Below are 14,956 nucleotides of genomic sequence, written 5' to 3' on the forward strand. Positions count from 1 at the left end.
TCGCGGAGGCCGACTCACATTATCGCCCTAACCTTCTCTTAACCTTCATGGGTGCAATCCTTAACGCGCTCATAACCAAAGCGATTCGGCGGGGGCGGTCGGTTGGTTTGAAGGGGCGGGTCAGCAGGTCGGAAAAAGAAATGTCGCTTTCATTGGTCAAGCCGCAACACACTGAACTGAAGCCCCGCATCGTCGTGTTCGGCGTCGGCGGCGCCGGCGGCAACGCCGTGAACAACATGATCGACGCCGGCCTCGAAGGGGTCGAGTTCGTCGTTGCCAACACCGACGCGCAGCACCTCAGCTTCGCCAAGACGGATCGTCGCATCCAACTGGGCGAGACCATCACCCAGGGCCTGGGCGCCGGCGCCCACCCCGAGGTCGGCATGAACGCCGCCGAGGAATCCGCCGACGAAATCCATCAGCACCTGGAAGGTGCGCACATGGTGTTCATCACCTGCGGCATGGGCGGCGGCACCGGCACCGGCGCGGCCCCCGTCATCGCCAAATGCGCACGTGATCGCGGCATCCTGACCGTCGGCGTCGTGACCAAGCCCTTCACCTTCGAAGGCCGCCACCGCATGCGCTTGGCCGATGCGGGCGTCGCCGAGCTGCAGCGCTATGTCGACACCCTGATCGTCATTCCGAACCAGAATCTGTTCCGCGTCGCCAACGAACGCACCACCTTCGCCGACGCCTTCGGCATGGCCGACCAGGTGCTGCACTCGGGCGTGCGTTCGATCACCGACCTGATGATCCTGCCCGGCCTGATCAACCTGGACTTCGCCGACGTTCGCGCCGTCATGTCCGAGATGGGCAAGGCGATGATGGGCACGGGCGAGGCCTCGGGCGACGACCGCGCCCTGCTGGCCGCCCAGAACGCCATCGCCAACCCGCTGCTGGACGAGACCTCGCTGAAGGGCGCCAAGGCCGTGCTGGTGAACATCACCGGCGGTCTGGACATGACCCTGCTGGAAGTCGACGAGGCCGCCAACGCCATCTCGGCCGAGGTGGACGGCGACGCCAACATCATCTTCGGCGCGGCCTTCGATCCCGCCCTGGACGGCAAAATCCGCGTCTCGGTCGTCGCCACCGGTATGGACGAGGGCGAGATCAAGCGTATCGAACCCATAGCCCCGCCGGCCGCCAGCGCGCCGCTGGCTGGCCATGACGCCCGCCGTTCGGCCGGCGGTCTGTATGGCACGCAGCCGTCGCGCGCGCCGGAACCGACGCGGGATACGTATCGCGAGCCGGTCCGCGCGGAAGCCCCGCGTACGCCTGAGCCCCGCATCGAGGCGGCGCCGGTCGTGCCGACCTTTCAGTCCCCTGCCGCTCGCGAGCCGGAACCGCGCCCCGAGCCGGTGATCCGCGTCGCCGAACAGCAGCCGCGCGCCCTGGATCCCATCGTCGATCCGTGGGTCGAGGAATATGAGACCCGCGCCCCCGCGCCCCGCGTCGCGCCTCAGGGCGACCTGTACGCCGAACGTGAACGCGCCGCGCCTGTCGCGCAGCCGCAGGCGGACGACGGTTATGACGACCGCGATCACCGTCGCAGCGGCTGGAGCCTGTTCGGTCGCGGCAAGCGCACCCAGCCTCAGCACGAGGCCTCCTATGCACCCCAGCCCATGCATCAAGCACGTGGGTCGGTCCAACCGGCGCAGCAATCGGAACCGGAGGCGGGACAGGCCGATGACGACCTGGAAATCCCATCCTTTCTCCGCCGTCTGGCCAACTAGACAACCCAAATGACGATGGAACGCCCCGGAGCCCGGCTCCGGGGCGTTCTTCATTTCAGGCGCTGTGCCAGAGCGAAACAATCCGAAACCGGACTTTGATTTCGCGGTTGCGGCGCCCCGGCTAAAAGACATGCAGGGCGTAATCCGCACGGCGTGCGGCGCGAATAACGAAGAGCGAGTTCAGGTTTGTCGGTCAGGAACGACCATCACGAACACACCATCGTCGCACCGGCCATCATCGCCGGCGTCGGGGTGCACACCGGCCGCCGCGTGCGGCTGGCGGTTCGTCCTGCGCCCTCGGGCACGGGCATCGTCTTCGTGCGCACCGACATCACCGACCGCGACAACCGCATTCCGGTGTCGGGCGAGGCCGTCGTGGACGCCCGCCTGAACACCATGATCGAGAACGGCGCGGGTGTTCGTCTGTCGACCATCGAACACCTGATGGCCGCCTTCGCCGCGCTGGGCGTGTCGAACGCCGTGATCGAGGTGGACGGGCCCGAGCTGCCGATCCTGGACGGATCGGCGCTGGAGTTCGTGCAACTGCTGGACCGGGCGGGCTTCCGTCCGCAGCCGACGCCGCAGCGCTATATCGAGATCCTGGAGACGGTCCACGTCACCGAGGGCGACAAGCACGCAGCCCTGCTGCCTTGCGACCGCTACGAGATGCGGTTCGAGATCGACTTCCCGTCTGCCGTGATCGGCAATCAGGTGATCGATTTCGTCGTGGACGAGCCGACCTTCCGCAAGGACATCATGGCCGCCCGCACCTTCGGCTTCGCCCATGAGGTCGAGGCCCTGCGTCAGGCGGGACTGGCGCGCGGCGGCTCGCTGGAGAACGCCGTGGTCATCGACGGCGACGACATCCTGAACCCCGGCGGCCTGCGCATGGAACGCGAATTCGTGCGTCACAAGGCGCTGGACGCCATCGGCGACCTGTATGTGCTGGGCGCGCCCCTGCTGGGCCGTTACGAGGGCTACAAGGCCGGGCACGCGCTGAATAACCGTCTGGTGCGGGCGCTGCTGGCTGCGCCGCATGCGTGGCGCGAAGTGACGCGGGTGCCGGAGCTGGCGCGGGTGGGCTAAGGGATGAGGTTACGCTCTCTGTCCCTGAAGTCGCGCGTTTTTGAATTCGTATCCTCTTTAGATCGTCATCCTAGGCCTTGTGCCTAGGATCCATAGACTCGTTCGATGAGGGTGAGCGCTGCCGCCTCCACCGGGAGTCTGGATCCTAGGCACAAGGCCTAGGATGACGGTTCAGGTGAGGGGCGAGGCCCTGGATCAGGCGCCGATCACGCTGATCAATCGTCCAAAGTCGGGCTCGCCGTGCTGAAAAGCGCGGCGGTTCGAATAGAACCGGTCCGCGTCCACACAGGTGTCGTGGCCGGTCCAGACGGCCTGACCGACGCCGGCTTGCTGGAGACGCCACAGGACGAAGCCGGGCAGGTCGAACCGGCGTTTGTCGTCGGTCTCGCCGGGGTGGAAGAAGCGGTCGGCGCCGGGGTCGTGGTGGGTGAAGCGGTCCTCGAAATCGACGCCGACCTCATAGCTGGCGGGGGCGATGCACGGGCCGACTACGGCCAGGGTGCGGCGGGGATCGGCGCCCAGGGCCTGCATGGCGGCGACGGCGGAATGGATCACGCCGCCCAGCGCGCCCTTCCAGCCCGCATGGACGGCGGCGACGATGCGGGTCTCGGGATCGGCCAGCAGCACCGGCGCACAGTCGGCCGTCAGGACGGAACACAGAAGACCAGGCTCGGCCGAGACGACGGCGTCGCCCTCGGGACGGTCGCCATGCCAGGGACCTTCTGCGACGCGGGCGACGGCGGAATGGATCTGGTAGCAGCCGTTCAGATGGTCGGCGTCGGCATTGAAATGGGCGGCGACGCGGCGGCGGTTCTCGGCGACGGCGGCGGGATCGTCCTGTGAGCCGACGCCGGCGTTCAGGCCGTCGTAGATGCCGGTCGAGACCCCGCCCGCGCGGGTGAAGAAGCCGTGGGCGATGCCGGCGGCGGTCAGAAGCGGGTGGGTGATGGGGGGCAGATCGCTCATGCCCCCACCTATATCAGGCGTCCCAGCCGGGCACGACCAGGGATCGGGGCGCAAAGATCGCGGCGGCCTTGAACAGGTTTCCCATCTGGTCGTCGCCGGTCAGGCGGTCGAGCTGGCGCGCGATGACGGCGGCGGCGGCGGGCCGGCTGGTCGCCAGGGCTTCGGCGCGGGCCTGGATGCCCAGCAGACGCAGGAACTCGCCCTGGGGCAGGCAGCCGGTGACGTCGGCCCCGGTGCGGACGGCGGCTTCCATGACCAGGGGGAAGTCGGCCCATTGGGTCAGATCGGCCTCGCCCGGCGTCGACAGGGGATCGACCTTCTGGTGACGGCGCAGGGCCTGGAGGGTGTCGCCGGCCTCGGGCCGGGCGCGGCCGTAGTCGATCAGCAGGGCCGCGCCCGATGCGGCCTTCATCAACAAGCCCAGGTCGCGACCGAAGAGGGCCTGCTGCTCCGAGATTTCGAGGATGCCGCCCGGCGCGATGTCGAAGTCCGGCTTGTGGAAGCCGCCGGAGACGGCGGTCAGGCCGAAGATCAGGTCGCCGTCGTCGGTGACGCCGATGCGGCGTTCGGCCCAGCCGCCGTCGGTGCGGACGAACTGGCGCGCGGGCATGCAGTCCAGCACCTCGTTGGCGATCAGGATCACGGGGGCGTCGGTCTCGATCCGCGTCAGGTCGCGCACCCAGCGGGGCGACAGGTCGGCGCCGGCTAAAGCCTTGGCTTGAAGATCGCGCAAGGGTGCGCTGGGTTCGATCAGGATCAGGTCGCAGGCTTCCAGGAAACCGGGGACCAGGCGGGCGGCGCGCAGGGCGTCGCTCATCAATGTGCCGTCGCCGGGGCCGACCTCGACCAGGCGGAAGCGTTCGGGTGCGCCCAGCCGGTTCCAGGTCTCGACCGCCCACAAGCCGATCAGTTCGCCGAACATCTGGCTGACCAGGGGGGACGTGATGAAGTCGCCGCGTGCGCCCAGGTCAGGACGCGACGCATAGTAGCCGCCCTTGGGATCGTGCAGGCAGCGGGTGACGTAGTCGGCGACGGTCATCGGACCCGTCAGGGCGATCTCTCGCGCCAGACGGGTCTTGAGGGTTTGCGCCTCGCTCATGCCTCAGCGGCGACCGGGGGACGCTTCCACGCGCGCCAGATCAGCCAGGCGCCGACCAGGATCATCGGGATCGACAGCATCATCCCCATGGTCAGACCCAGCGGGAAATCGGGCATGCCGAAGTCGGGCTCGCGCACATTTTCCAGCGCGGCGCGGCAGACGCCGTAACCGACCAGGAACAGGCCGGTGATGTAGCCGGGCTTCTTGAGCAGATCGAACTTCCAGATCGCAATGGACAGGACGGAGAGGAGAACGATCCCCTCCAGGCCGGCCTCATAGAGCTGGCTGGGGTGGCGGGGCGCGTCGCCGGCGGGGCAGAAGCCATACATCTGTTCGATACGGGCGTTGCAGAAGCGCACGGCCCACGGAACCGTCGTCTCGCGGCCCCACAGCTCGCCATTGATGAAGTTGGCCAGGCGGCCGAACATCAGGCCGATCGGGACCACAGGAGCGACCATGTCGCCGAGGCGCAGCATGTCGATCTTCTGCGAGCGGGCATACAGTGCGATGGCCACGACCACGCCCAGGAAGCCGCCGTGGAAGCTCATGCCGCCGGTCCACAGCTGGAACAGTTCGAACCGTTCGCCCAGCGTCTGGCCGGTGAACAGTTGGCCGTACATGACCGGCTTGTAGAAGAGGGCGTAGCCGAGCCGGCCGCCCAGGATGATGCCCAGCACGATCCACAGCACCAGGTCGTCCAGCTGCGTCGTGGTGACGGGCGGCTTGCCCGGCGCCCACAGACGCTGGGTCTTGGCGAGGCGCGCGGCATACCACCAGCCCAGGACGATGCCGGCGACATAGGCCAAGGCGTACCAGCGGATCGGAAGCGGTCCGAGGTGGATCAGAACCGGATCGAATTCGGGAAAGGGCAAGGGGCGTTCCTGTGAAGGGCAGTCTCTGAAAGGCGGTTTAGCAAGCGTCGCTGCGTCCGTCGCCTGTGAAGACGAATAACAACGCCTTGATGGCATCCGCGAAGCAGCAGAAAGAAAGGTTTCGTTCACCATAGTCGGTGAACCTTCGTTAACGACGTTGAGGTCGGAGCCGCCATGCAGACCCGCAATCCCATCCTGGACGAGTTCGCCAAACTGACGACCGGCGCCATGGGCCTGGCCCAGGCCGCCGGCGAAGAGGCCAAGACCGCCTGGCGCGCCCAGGCCGACCGGATCGCCGCCGAGATGGACCTGGTCCGCCGTGACGAATTCGATGTGCTGAAAGACGAGATCGCCGCACTGCGGGCCGAGATCGCGGAGCTTAAGGCGGCCTCGAAACCTGCCGCCAAACCGGCTGCAAAGCCCGCCAGCAAGCCTTCTGAGGGAACGTCCACAGATGGAACTCAACCCGGGGACGCAGCCGGTTGAGCCGAATCTGCGAACAGGCTTACCGTTCTGTTAATGCCCGCGATTCTCGCGGACGCAGCTCGAATCGAGACTATTGATGGATATCGCCCGGCCAGAGGAAGTGGACGTGCCCTTCGACCCGCTTGAGGTCGTCGAGCATGTTCTTACGGCCGAGAATCTTCCGTTCGACCGCACCGATGACGGCGACCTGGCCTTTGCTCTGGCCGGCGACTGGAAGGATTATGAGCTGTGGTTCGCCTGGCGGCCCGAGGGCGACTGCCTTCAGCTGTGCTGCGCGCTGGACCTGAAGGTGGCCAAGAGCCGCAAGACCGCCGCCTATGAGCTGGTTGGCCTGATCAACCAGCGCACCTGGATGGGCCATTTCGAAGTCTGGGCCGACGACGGCGAGATCGTCTTCCGTCACTCGCTGGCTCTGCCCATGGGCGAGCGCCCGACCCTGGCCCAGGCTGCGTCCATGATCGACGCCGCCATCGAGGCCTCGGATCGCTACTACCCCGCCTTCGACTTCATGGTGCGCGGGAACAAGAAGCCGCAGGAGGCCATCGACGCCTGCCTGTTCGAGACCGTCGGCACCGCCTGATGCCAAACGCGGCTTCTGTGTCGGGTCCTGTCGTCCTGGTCGGCTGCGGCCGGCTGGGGTCCGCCATTCTGGAAGGCTGGTTGCTGAGCGGGACGGTGGCCGCGTCCGACCTGATCATCCTCAGCCCGTCGGAAAAGCCCGCCGCAGAGACCGCGCGTGCAAAGGGCGCGCGAATCAATCCGCCGCTGGAGACGCTGACCGACGCCGCCGTCATCGTGCTGGCGGTCAAGCCGGCCCTGTGGCGCGAGGTGATGGCCCCGCTGGCGCCGTTCCTGAACGATCGGGCCGTCATCCTGTCGGTGATGGCGGGCGTGACCGCGCCGACCCTGGCGGAAGGGATCGGCGGCTGGCCCATCGTGCGGGTGATGCCGACGACCGGCGTGTCGCGCGGACGCGGCGTGGCCTCGGTCTGGTCGGCGGATGCGCGAGCTGGGGACATCGGGCGGGCGCTGTTCGAGCCGATGGCCGAGACCGTGGTGCTGGCCGACGAAGTCCTGATGGATGCGGCGACGGCGGTGGCCGGATCGGGCGCGGCCTATTTCTACGCCTTCACCGAGGCCCTGGCGCGGGCCGGGGAGGCGGCGGGTCTGGATGCGACGACGGCGGATGTGCTGGCACGCGCGACCCTGAGGTCCGCAGCGGATTCGATGGGCGACGATGGGCTGGAGGCTCTGATCGCCCGGATCGCCTCGCCCGGCGGCTCGACCCGCGCCGGGCTTGACGCCATGGCGAAGGACGGCCGCCTGACGGCGATGCTGGACGAGACGGTCGCGGCGGCGGTGAAACGCAACCGCGAAATGGGTTAGAAGCGCCCGCGCTCGATCTGGTTGCCGAAGCGCTCGAAGGCGCGGTCGGCGTCACGCCAGACGCTGTAGCCCCAGACGTCGGCGATGTTGGGCGAGAAGTAGGAATATTGCACCGGCAGGGTCTGGCCGTCCGCCGTGACGATCTCGCCCTTGATCGCAGCGCCGCCGATCGAGATGCTGTTGATCGGGTCGAGGCCCGGCGTCTGGCGCACCTGCTCCATGGTCGGACGGTTGGGCTTCAAATCGACCAGGATCAGGTTGGCCGTGGCGCCGGGGTAGCGTTGCTCCAACGCCTTGCCGACCTCGGCCTGAAGCCCGGCGATCTGTTCGTTGACCTCGCGGTCGCCAAGCTTCTCGACCTGACGCTGAAGTTCCGGGCCGACCGTGACGTTGACGGTCGGGGCTTGCGCCTGGGCCATGGCGGCGGCTGCGAGGGTCGCGGCCAGGGGTGCAAAGAAGGCAAGTCTACGCATCGAATTCATCTCCAAGCCCTGTCGGAATCAAGATGACCCTTGCGGCGCCGTTTCGCTAGCCCCTGACCGGCGAAAGCTGAAAGGCCTCAGACGGTCTCGGCGACCGTGACGGTTCCCGGAACGCGAATCGTGGCCTTCAGCCCGCCCATGTCGCTGCGGTCCAGGGCGACGTCGCCGCCGTGGCCGCGCGCCACGTCGCGAGCGATGGCCAGGCCCAGGCCGACGCCCTTGCGGTTCTGATTGCGGGAATCGTCCAGGCGCGAGAAGGGGCGGAAGGCCTCGTCATACATGGCCTCGGGGATGCCCGGACCGTCGTCCTCGACGATGATCTCAAGCCCGCCGGACGCCAGGGCGCGGCCCGACAGGCGCACGTGCTCGCCGTGCGAGGCGGCGTTGCCGGCCAGGTTCACCAGCGCGCGCTTGAAGGCGAGGGGGCGCACGGACGCGGTCAGGCCTTCGGGGACCAAGACCTGGACCTCGGCGCCGACGCGCCGGGCGTCCTCGCCGGCCGCCTTGAGCAGATCGGAAATCGAGACCGGCTTGGGCGGTTCGCCGGCCTCGCCCCGAGCGAAGTCGAGGTATTCGTCGATCATATGCTCCATCTCGTCCAGGTCGCCGCGCATGGCGGCCTGGCGCTTGAACGGCGGGGCCAGGGCCAGTTCGAGACGCAGACGGGTCAGGGGCGTGCGCAGGTCGTGGCTGACCGAGGCGAGCAGGGCGGTGCGCTGGTCGATATGGCGCTGGATGCGGTCGCGCATGGCCATGAAGGCGACGGCCGCGGCGCGGACCTCGCGCGCGCCATGCGGTTTGAACCGCGGCACGGTCTCGCCGCGCCCGAAGGCCTCGGCCGCGTCGGCCAGCCGCTCGATGGCGCGCACCTGGTTGCGGATGAACAGGATGGCCACGCCCATTAGCAGGACGGTCGCCACCGCCAGCCACAGGACGAAAATGTGGGCCTGGGTCGCCACGGCGCGTTCGCGTGGGGCGATGATGCGAAGGACGCCCTGCGGCTCCTGCACCTGAATGTCGACATAGGCGGGGTAGCGGGTGGTGTCGAACCAGTAGGGGCGGTCCACCCTGGCGTCCAAGGCCTTGTCCAGCACCCGGTCCACCACGCCGATGGCCCCGCGCCGCTCCTCCGTCGGCAGGGTGCGGCCTTCCTGAAGCACGATGGACAGGGACATCGACCGCTCGGCGCGATTGGCCAACTTTTCCAGGTTGGCCGGGCTGGGATCGTCCTCATAGGTTTCGACGGCCCAGGCGATGTCGCCGGCCAAGCCTTCGGACAGGCGCGCGGTCACGGTCTGCCAGTGGGCGTCGAAGAAGACCCAGGTCACCGCCATCTGCATGACCAGCACCGGCAGAACGATGATCAGCAGCGACCGGCCCCACAGCGAGGTCGGCAGGCGCCGCTTCAGGAACCGCGGCCACAGATAGGCGGGCAGCAGCCGCATCGGATCAATCGGGCGCCAGCATATAGCCGACGCCGCGCACCGTCTGGAGATAGCGCGGGTTCTTGGGATCGACTTCCAGCTTGCGGCGCAGGCGCGTCACCTGAACGTCCACGGCGCGGCCGGTGATGTCGGCGGTGTCGGGAGACAGGCTCATCCGCTCCACCGGAGCGTGGGCATGAAGCGCCAGGGTCTTGAGCAGCTGCGCCTCGGCCTCGGTCAGGCGCTGGGGAACGCCGTCGCGGATCAGCTCCAGCCGTTCCATGTCGAAGACGGCCGTGCCCAGCTTGATCTCCTTGGGACCGATCGGCTTGCCGCCGGTGCGGCGCAGGATGGCGTCGATGCGCAGCACCAGCTCGCGCGGTTCGAACGGCTTGGACATATAGTCGTCGGCCCCGCGCGACAGGCCCTCGATCCGGTCCTCGGGATCGCCGCGCGCCGTCAGCAGCAGCACCGGCGTCTTGGACAGTTCGGCCTTGCCGCGAACCCAGCTGGTCAGGTCCAGTCCGCTTTCGCCCGGCATCATGACGTCCAGCACGACCAGATCGAACTCGATCAGCTCCATCATCCGCTTGGCGGCGGCCGCGTGGGCGGCGCCGGTGACCCGGTAGCCTTCGCGCGCCAGAAATTCCTTCAGCAGCTCGCGGATGCGATCATCGTCATCGACGATCAGCAGATGGCGGCCCACGCCGGGGCCGGCGATGGGGCCCGAACGGCCGTGCGAGCGCGATTCCGTCATGCTCATGCGACGTTTCCCCCGCTGCGGGCGTTGACCTGAGCGATTCGTGAGGCTCTAACACCGTCAATTTCGCGGGAGACGTATTTCAATGGCCTTCGTTCCTTTCGACGATCGTGACGGCTGGATCTGGGTGAATGGCGATTTCGTCCCCTGGAGGGAAGCGAAAACGCACGTTCTGACCCATGCCCTGCACTATGGCTCGTCGGTCTTCGAGGGTGAGCGTATGTACGCTGGCGAAATCTTCAAGCTGACGCAGCATTCCGAGCGCCTGAAGCGGTCCGCCAACCTGCTCGACTTCGAGATACCCTACAGCGTCGCTGAAATCGACGCCTTCTGTAAGGAAACCTGCGCCAAGAACGGCCTGACGGACTGCTACGTGCGTCCCGTCGCCTACCTCGGCCCGGAACAGACCAGCGTTTCGGCGCTGAACAACAAGGTCCATCTGGCCATCGCCGTGTGGGACTGGCCCAGCTATTTCGACCCCGAGGTCAAGGCGCGCGGCCTGAGACTGGAATGGGCCAAGTGGCGTCGCCCCGATCCGGCGACGGCGCCGACGACGGCTAAAGCCGCCGGTCTGTACATGATCTGCACCATGTCCAAGAACACGGCGGAGCGTAACGGTTTCGCCGACGCCCTTATGCTGGACTGGCGCGGCTATGTCGCCGAGGCGACCGGCGCCAACGTCTTCTTCATCAAGGACGGCGTCATCCACACGCCCAAGGTCGAGCACATCCTGGACGGCATCACCCGCCAGACGGTCATCGACATCGCCCGCGAGAAGGGCATCGAGGTCGTGGTGCGCGACATCCTGCCGGAAGAACTGTCGGGCTTCTCCGAATGCTTCCTGACCGGCACGGCCGTCGAGGTGACGCCGGTCGCCGAGGTGGGCGAGTATCGCTTCACGCCGGGCGCCCTGTCGCTGGACCTGATGGACCACTACGGCAAGCTGGTGCGCGGCCAGCTCTGAGCCCTACCATCGCAGGGTGAAGCGGCCGATCACGGCGCCGATCAGGCCGGCGGCCGCGACGCCCAGCGTATACCAGGTAGCGACGAAGGCCGCCGTCGCTTCCCCGCAATGCAGCAGGCCATAGGCGGTGGCGGCGATACCGCCCGTCGCCACCCCTAACGCAAGACCGGCCGCCGTCGGCCGCGTCGGCGCAAGCCGGCGCGTTGACAGGAACACCAGCGGCGCGGCGAAGGCCGAGACCAGCACGATGTTTCGACCGCAGATGGTCCAGGTCTGGCCCAGCCAGCCGGCCATGCGCGCGTCAGGCGGGGTCAGGCTCATCTCGACGGCGCCCCACAGCGCCGCGACCGCCACAACGGAAATCAGGGCAAGCGCTGCGGGCCGGGCATCGACGCCCGGCCGACCCAGCCGTGTCGCCAGCCAGATCGCGCTCGTAGTCAGGGCGGCGGTGTAGAGTCCCTTCAGCCACGGCGTCGGCGCCTGGAGCGCCTGCGTCAGGTCGGGACGCACCCCCAGCAACAGGGCCACGGCCGTCACGGCGGCCAAGCCGGCCCCGGCCAGCAGCGCGGCGTTGGGCCGTGCGGGCCGCGCCGGCTCAAGCCCGGCGGCCAGGGCGTCGATCAGGTCTTCAGTCTTCATCGGGTTTCACGCTGGCGACCAGCGTCTTCATGGAGCGGTGGACGCTGACCTTGGCCGCGCCCTCGGTGAAGCCGTTGCGGGCGGCGGCCTCGGCCAGGCTGAAGCCGCCGATGCGGACGTCTTCGACCAGACGGCGCTGGCGCAGCGGCAGGATGGACAGGACCTTGGTCAGGTCGCGGCGGACGACGCCGTCCTCGACCGTATGTTCGGCCAGCAGGACGGAAGCCTCTTCCAGCGGCACGTCATGGCGACGACCCAGGCGGCGGAAATGGTCGATCAGCTTGTAGCGCGCGATCGCATAGGCCCACGCTGTGAAGGGCAGCGACCGGTCATATGTCGCGCGCTTGGCGTGAATGGCGATCAGGCAGTCCTGCACGAGATCCTCCGCATCGGCCTCATGACCGATCAGGCGACGTTTGAAGAAAGGGGTCAGGGCGCCGCGCATTGCGGACAGCAGGGCGCGCCAGGCCACGGGGTCTCCATCGAGTCCTCGCAACATCAGGCTTTTGAGCTCGGCTTCCTTGTCGACCACGCAGCATCCCATTCGCGCCGGACAGGCCGGAGGTTACAGGTTTGGAGCCGAAATCCGACAAAATATTTCTCGTAACCTTCGCCGCATCGACGCCGAAACCTCTCCTGTCAGGTCGCTCCGCTTCGGACGGCCCTCACCCAGGAGACGAACCCATGAATACCCCCACCAAAATCATGATCGGCGCCGGCGCCCTTCTGGCCCTCGGCGCCAACGCCGCCGCCGCCCAGAACCGCCCGACGGCCCAGCAGGAAAACGCCATGGAGAAATGCTACGGCGTGGCCAAGGCCGGTCAGAACGACTGCGCCGCCGGCCCCGGCACCTCCTGCGCCGGCACGTCGGTGCGGGACTATCAGGGCAACGCCTGGAAGCTGGTCGCCAAGGGCACCTGCGCCTCGATCCAGACGCCCAAGGGCAATGGTTCGCTGAGCCCGATCGCGAACCGCTGATGTCCGCCTTTCCGACTGCCGGGCTGGGTCTGAAGCCCCAACACTATGTGGAGGCCGAGGCCTGCCCGGCGGTCGGGGGCCCCAACGGCTTGCAGGACGGACTGTGGTTCGAGGTGCATCCTGAGAACTACATGGTCGACGGCGGGCCGCGTCTGAGCTGGCTGGAGCGCATTCGTGCGCGTCGGCCCCTGTCGCTGCACGGCGTCGGCCTGTCCCTGGCCGGGGACGAGCGTCCCGACCGCGCGCACCTGGCCCGTTTCCGCGCCCTGATCGACAGGTTCGAGCCCTTCGTGGTGTCCGAACACTTGGCCTGGTCGCGGCGTGGAAACGTCTATCACCCCGACCTGCTGCCCGTGCCGCGCAGCCGCGAGATGCTGACCCTGGTCTGCGACCATGTCGAAGAGGCGCAGGAATATCTGGGCCGACGCATTTTGATCGAAAATCCCACTGCCTACCTGCCGATGGCCGGCCATGAATGGGACGACGTCGACTTCCTTGTCGAGATCGCCCGACGCACCGGATGCGGCCTGCTGGTGGACGTGAACAACGTCCATGTCAGCGCCGCCAACATGGGCGGATCGGCCGAGGCCTGGCTGGACGCCGTGCCCGCCGATCTGGTCGGAGAAATCCATCTGGCGGGGCATCGGCCCGATCCGGTGTGGGGCGAGGCCTTGCTGATCGACAGTCACGACGCCCCGGTCGCCGAGGCGGTCTGGCGGCTCTACGAGCGGTTGATCGGCCGCATCGGCGGGCGGCCCACACTGATCGAACGCGACGGCGACGTGCCGGAGTTCGCCGAGCTGCTGGGCGAGCAAGCCCGCGCCGCAGAGGCCCTGATGTTGGCGGAGGCCCTGGCATGACCGCCTTTCACGCCGCCTTCGAGACCGCGCTGAACGGCAGGGTCGACGACCTGTGGCCGCATCTGCAGCCAGACGACCGGACGCTGGGCGCCATCGCCGTCTATCGCAATACCGCCGTCAAGGGTCGGATCGACGCGCTGGAGGCCAACTATCCGACCGTGTCGCAGATGGTCGGAAGCGAATGGTTCCGCGCCGCGGCGCGCGAGTTCGTCGAGGCGCAGCCTGGCGACGATCCTGTGCTGGCCGCCTATGGCGCGGACTTCCCCGACTGGCTGGCCCGGTTCGAGCCGGCGCGGGACATGCCCTATCTGGCGCCGGTCGCTCGCCTGGACCGCGCCTGGACCGAGGCGCACCTGTCGCCGGACGCCTCGCCGATGAACGCCCGTCACGCCGCGACGCTGGGCCTGGCCCTGACCGGCATGCCCGCGCGCCTGCATCCGTCCGTGCGTCTGTTCTGGTTCGACTGGACGGCGCCGTCGCTGTGGCTGGCGCATCGCTATCCGACGGCAGGCGCTGAACTGGCCTGGCGCGCGGAGCCGCAAGGCCTGCTGATCCAGCGACCCGACGCCGAGGTCCGGGCGCGGCTTTTGAGCCGCGCCGAATGGGCCTTCCTCGACGCCTGCCAAAAAGGTCGCCCGTTCGGCGCAGCCGCCCTAAGCGCCCAGTCGGCTCAGCCCGGTCTGGACGTCCCCGCTCTTTTCGCCGGTCTGATCGCGATCGGCGTCTTCGAAACCCCGCTCGCCAGAGGCTGAAATCATGACCGCCATCGCCCGCATTCATCAGCGCATCACCGACGCCGTTCCGGAATGGCCGCTGGCCCTTTTGCTGCGCGTCGGGATCGCCGCGCCCTTCTTCCTGTCCGGGCGCACCAAGGTTGACGGTGTGCTGACCCTGTCGCCCTCGACGCAGTATCTGTTCGCCGAGGAGTATCACGTGCCGCTGCTGGCGCCCGACGTGGCGGCATATATGGCGACCTATGCCGAGCACGCCCTGCCCATCCTGTTGGTTCTGGGATTGCTGACGCGGCCGGCGGCCATCGGCCTGTTGCTGATGACGGCGGTGATCCAGGTGTTCATCATTCCTACCGGCTGGCCGACGCACCTGCTGTGGGCCGGGCCGCTGATCTATCTGATCGCGCGCGGACCGGGCGCGGCGAGCCTGGATCGGGTTCTGAAGCTCGACTGAGGCCGCGTCCCCCTTGCCAGCCGCGTCAACTTGTCC

General features: G+C 67.8%; 18 protein-coding genes. 10 read left to right on the forward strand and 8 right to left on the reverse strand.

From position 1 onward, the window contains the following. Nucleotides 1-140 precede the first annotated feature (140 nt). Together ftsZ and lpxC are read left to right on the forward strand one after the other, a co-directional pair. Nucleotides 141-1,733, forward strand: coding sequence for a cell division protein FtsZ (ftsZ, locus tag EGY25_RS10930; RefSeq protein WP_135194992.1), 1,593 nt, complete (start codon nt 141-143; stop codon nt 1,731-1,733). A gap of 186 nt (nt 1,734-1,919) precedes the next feature. Then, nucleotides 1,920-2,819 (forward strand): UDP-3-O-acyl-N-acetylglucosamine deacetylase, encoded by a 900-nt coding sequence (gene lpxC / locus EGY25_RS10935; RefSeq protein ID WP_135194993.1) that lies wholly within the window; start codon nt 1,920-1,922, stop codon nt 2,817-2,819. Nucleotides 2,820-3,014: 195 nt separating this feature from the next. Here the strand turns inward: lpxC and pgeF are convergent, their stop codons facing one another. The 3 genes from pgeF to lgt are packed head-to-tail and all read right to left on the reverse strand — an operon-like array spanning nt 3,015 to nt 5,756. Further along, nucleotides 3,015-3,785: a peptidoglycan editing factor PgeF gene (pgeF, locus tag EGY25_RS10940; RefSeq protein WP_135194994.1), complete on the reverse strand. Its 771-nt coding sequence runs from the start codon at nt 3,783-3,785 to the stop codon at nt 3,015-3,017. A 13-nt stretch (nt 3,786-3,798) separates the two neighbouring features. Further along, nucleotides 3,799-4,884, reverse strand: coding sequence for a class I SAM-dependent methyltransferase (locus tag EGY25_RS10945; RefSeq protein WP_135194995.1), 1,086 nt, complete (start codon nt 4,882-4,884; stop codon nt 3,799-3,801). Next, nucleotides 4,881-5,756: a prolipoprotein diacylglyceryl transferase gene (gene lgt, locus EGY25_RS10950; protein ID WP_135194996.1), complete on the reverse strand. Its 876-nt coding sequence runs from the start codon at nt 5,754-5,756 to the stop codon at nt 4,881-4,883. Before lgt ends, EGY25_RS10945 begins: the two co-directional genes overlap by 4 nt. A 174-nt stretch (nt 5,757-5,930) precedes the next feature. Between lgt and EGY25_RS10955 the strand changes: the two genes are divergently transcribed. The 3 genes from EGY25_RS10955 to EGY25_RS10965 all read left to right on the forward strand — a co-directional run bounded on the left by EGY25_RS10955 (nt 5,931) and on the right by EGY25_RS10965 (nt 7,628). After that, nucleotides 5,931-6,242 (forward strand): accessory factor UbiK family protein, encoded by a 312-nt coding sequence (locus tag EGY25_RS10955; protein WP_135194997.1) that lies wholly within the window; start codon nt 5,931-5,933, stop codon nt 6,240-6,242. 76 nt (nt 6,243-6,318) lie between these two features. Beyond that, nucleotides 6,319-6,822 (forward strand): YbjN domain-containing protein, encoded by a 504-nt coding sequence (locus EGY25_RS10960; protein ID WP_135194998.1) that lies wholly within the window; start codon nt 6,319-6,321, stop codon nt 6,820-6,822. A 17-nt stretch (nt 6,823-6,839) separates the two neighbouring features. After that, complete coding sequence (locus tag EGY25_RS10965) at nt 6,840-7,628, forward strand: pyrroline-5-carboxylate reductase family protein (RefSeq protein ID WP_245159440.1); 789 nt, start codon at nt 6,840-6,842, stop codon at nt 7,626-7,628. On the opposite strand, the gene EGY25_RS10970 is transcribed toward EGY25_RS10965, so the two are convergent. The 3 genes from EGY25_RS10970 to EGY25_RS10980 all read right to left on the reverse strand — a co-directional run bounded on the left by EGY25_RS10970 (nt 7,625) and on the right by EGY25_RS10980 (nt 10,291). Next, nucleotides 7,625-8,101 (reverse strand): hypothetical protein, encoded by a 477-nt coding sequence (locus EGY25_RS10970; protein WP_209308035.1) that lies wholly within the window; start codon nt 8,099-8,101, stop codon nt 7,625-7,627. The genes EGY25_RS10965 and EGY25_RS10970 overlap by 4 nt on opposite strands. Nucleotides 8,102-8,187: 86 nt before the next feature. Continuing rightward, nucleotides 8,188-9,555 (reverse strand): ATP-binding protein, encoded by a 1,368-nt coding sequence (locus EGY25_RS10975; RefSeq protein WP_135195001.1) that lies wholly within the window; start codon nt 9,553-9,555, stop codon nt 8,188-8,190. A 4-nt stretch (nt 9,556-9,559) separates the two neighbouring features. Continuing rightward, the gene (locus EGY25_RS10980) at nt 9,560-10,291 is read right to left on the reverse strand and encodes a response regulator (protein ID WP_432417379.1); all 732 of its coding nucleotides are present in this window, start codon (nt 10,289-10,291) and stop codon (nt 9,560-9,562) included. Nucleotides 10,292-10,379: 88 nt separating this feature from the next. Between EGY25_RS10980 and EGY25_RS10985 the strand changes: the two genes are divergently transcribed. Next, nucleotides 10,380-11,258, forward strand: a complete 879-nt coding sequence (locus tag EGY25_RS10985; protein WP_135195003.1) for a branched-chain amino acid aminotransferase — start codon at nt 10,380-10,382, stop codon at nt 11,256-11,258. A gap of 3 nt (nt 11,259-11,261) precedes the next feature. On the opposite strand, the gene EGY25_RS10990 is transcribed toward EGY25_RS10985, so the two are convergent. Together EGY25_RS10990 and EGY25_RS10995 are read right to left on the reverse strand one after the other, a co-directional pair. Continuing rightward, the gene (locus EGY25_RS10990; RefSeq protein ID WP_135195004.1) at nt 11,262-11,897 is read right to left on the reverse strand and encodes an NrsF family protein; all 636 of its coding nucleotides are present in this window, start codon (nt 11,895-11,897) and stop codon (nt 11,262-11,264) included. Then, on the reverse strand, nt 11,887-12,441 hold the full coding sequence (locus EGY25_RS10995; RefSeq protein WP_348521859.1) for a sigma-70 family RNA polymerase sigma factor: 555 nt from the start codon (nt 12,439-12,441) through the stop codon (nt 11,887-11,889). The genes EGY25_RS10990 and EGY25_RS10995 overlap by 11 nt, the downstream gene beginning before the upstream one ends. 140 nt (nt 12,442-12,581) lie before the next feature. Here EGY25_RS10995 and EGY25_RS11000 point away from each other — a divergent pair, with 140 nt between their 5' ends. The 4 genes from EGY25_RS11000 to EGY25_RS11015 are packed head-to-tail and all read left to right on the forward strand — an operon-like array spanning nt 12,582 to nt 14,920. Continuing rightward, complete coding sequence (locus EGY25_RS11000) at nt 12,582-12,875, forward strand: BufA1 family periplasmic bufferin-type metallophore (RefSeq protein ID WP_135195006.1); 294 nt, start codon at nt 12,582-12,584, stop codon at nt 12,873-12,875. Continuing rightward, nucleotides 12,875-13,735 carry an MNIO family bufferin maturase gene (bufB, locus tag EGY25_RS11005; protein ID WP_135195007.1) on the forward strand — a complete coding sequence of 287 codons (861 nt, stop codon included), beginning with the start codon at nt 12,875-12,877 and terminating at the stop codon, nt 13,733-13,735. The genes EGY25_RS11000 and bufB overlap by 1 nt, the downstream gene beginning before the upstream one ends. Beyond that, nucleotides 13,732-14,487 carry an HvfC/BufC N-terminal domain-containing protein gene (locus EGY25_RS11010; RefSeq protein WP_135195008.1) on the forward strand — a complete coding sequence of 252 codons (756 nt, stop codon included), beginning with the start codon at nt 13,732-13,734 and terminating at the stop codon, nt 14,485-14,487. The genes bufB and EGY25_RS11010 overlap by 4 nt, the downstream gene beginning before the upstream one ends. Before the next feature lie 4 nt (nt 14,488-14,491). After that, nucleotides 14,492-14,920 (forward strand): DoxX family protein, encoded by a 429-nt coding sequence (locus tag EGY25_RS11015; protein WP_135195009.1) that lies wholly within the window; start codon nt 14,492-14,494, stop codon nt 14,918-14,920. Nucleotides 14,921-14,956 lie beyond the last annotated feature (36 nt).

It is taken from the genome of Brevundimonas intermedia (assembly GCF_004614235.1).
Lineage (GTDB): Bacteria > Pseudomonadota > Alphaproteobacteria > Caulobacterales > Caulobacteraceae > Brevundimonas > Brevundimonas intermedia_A.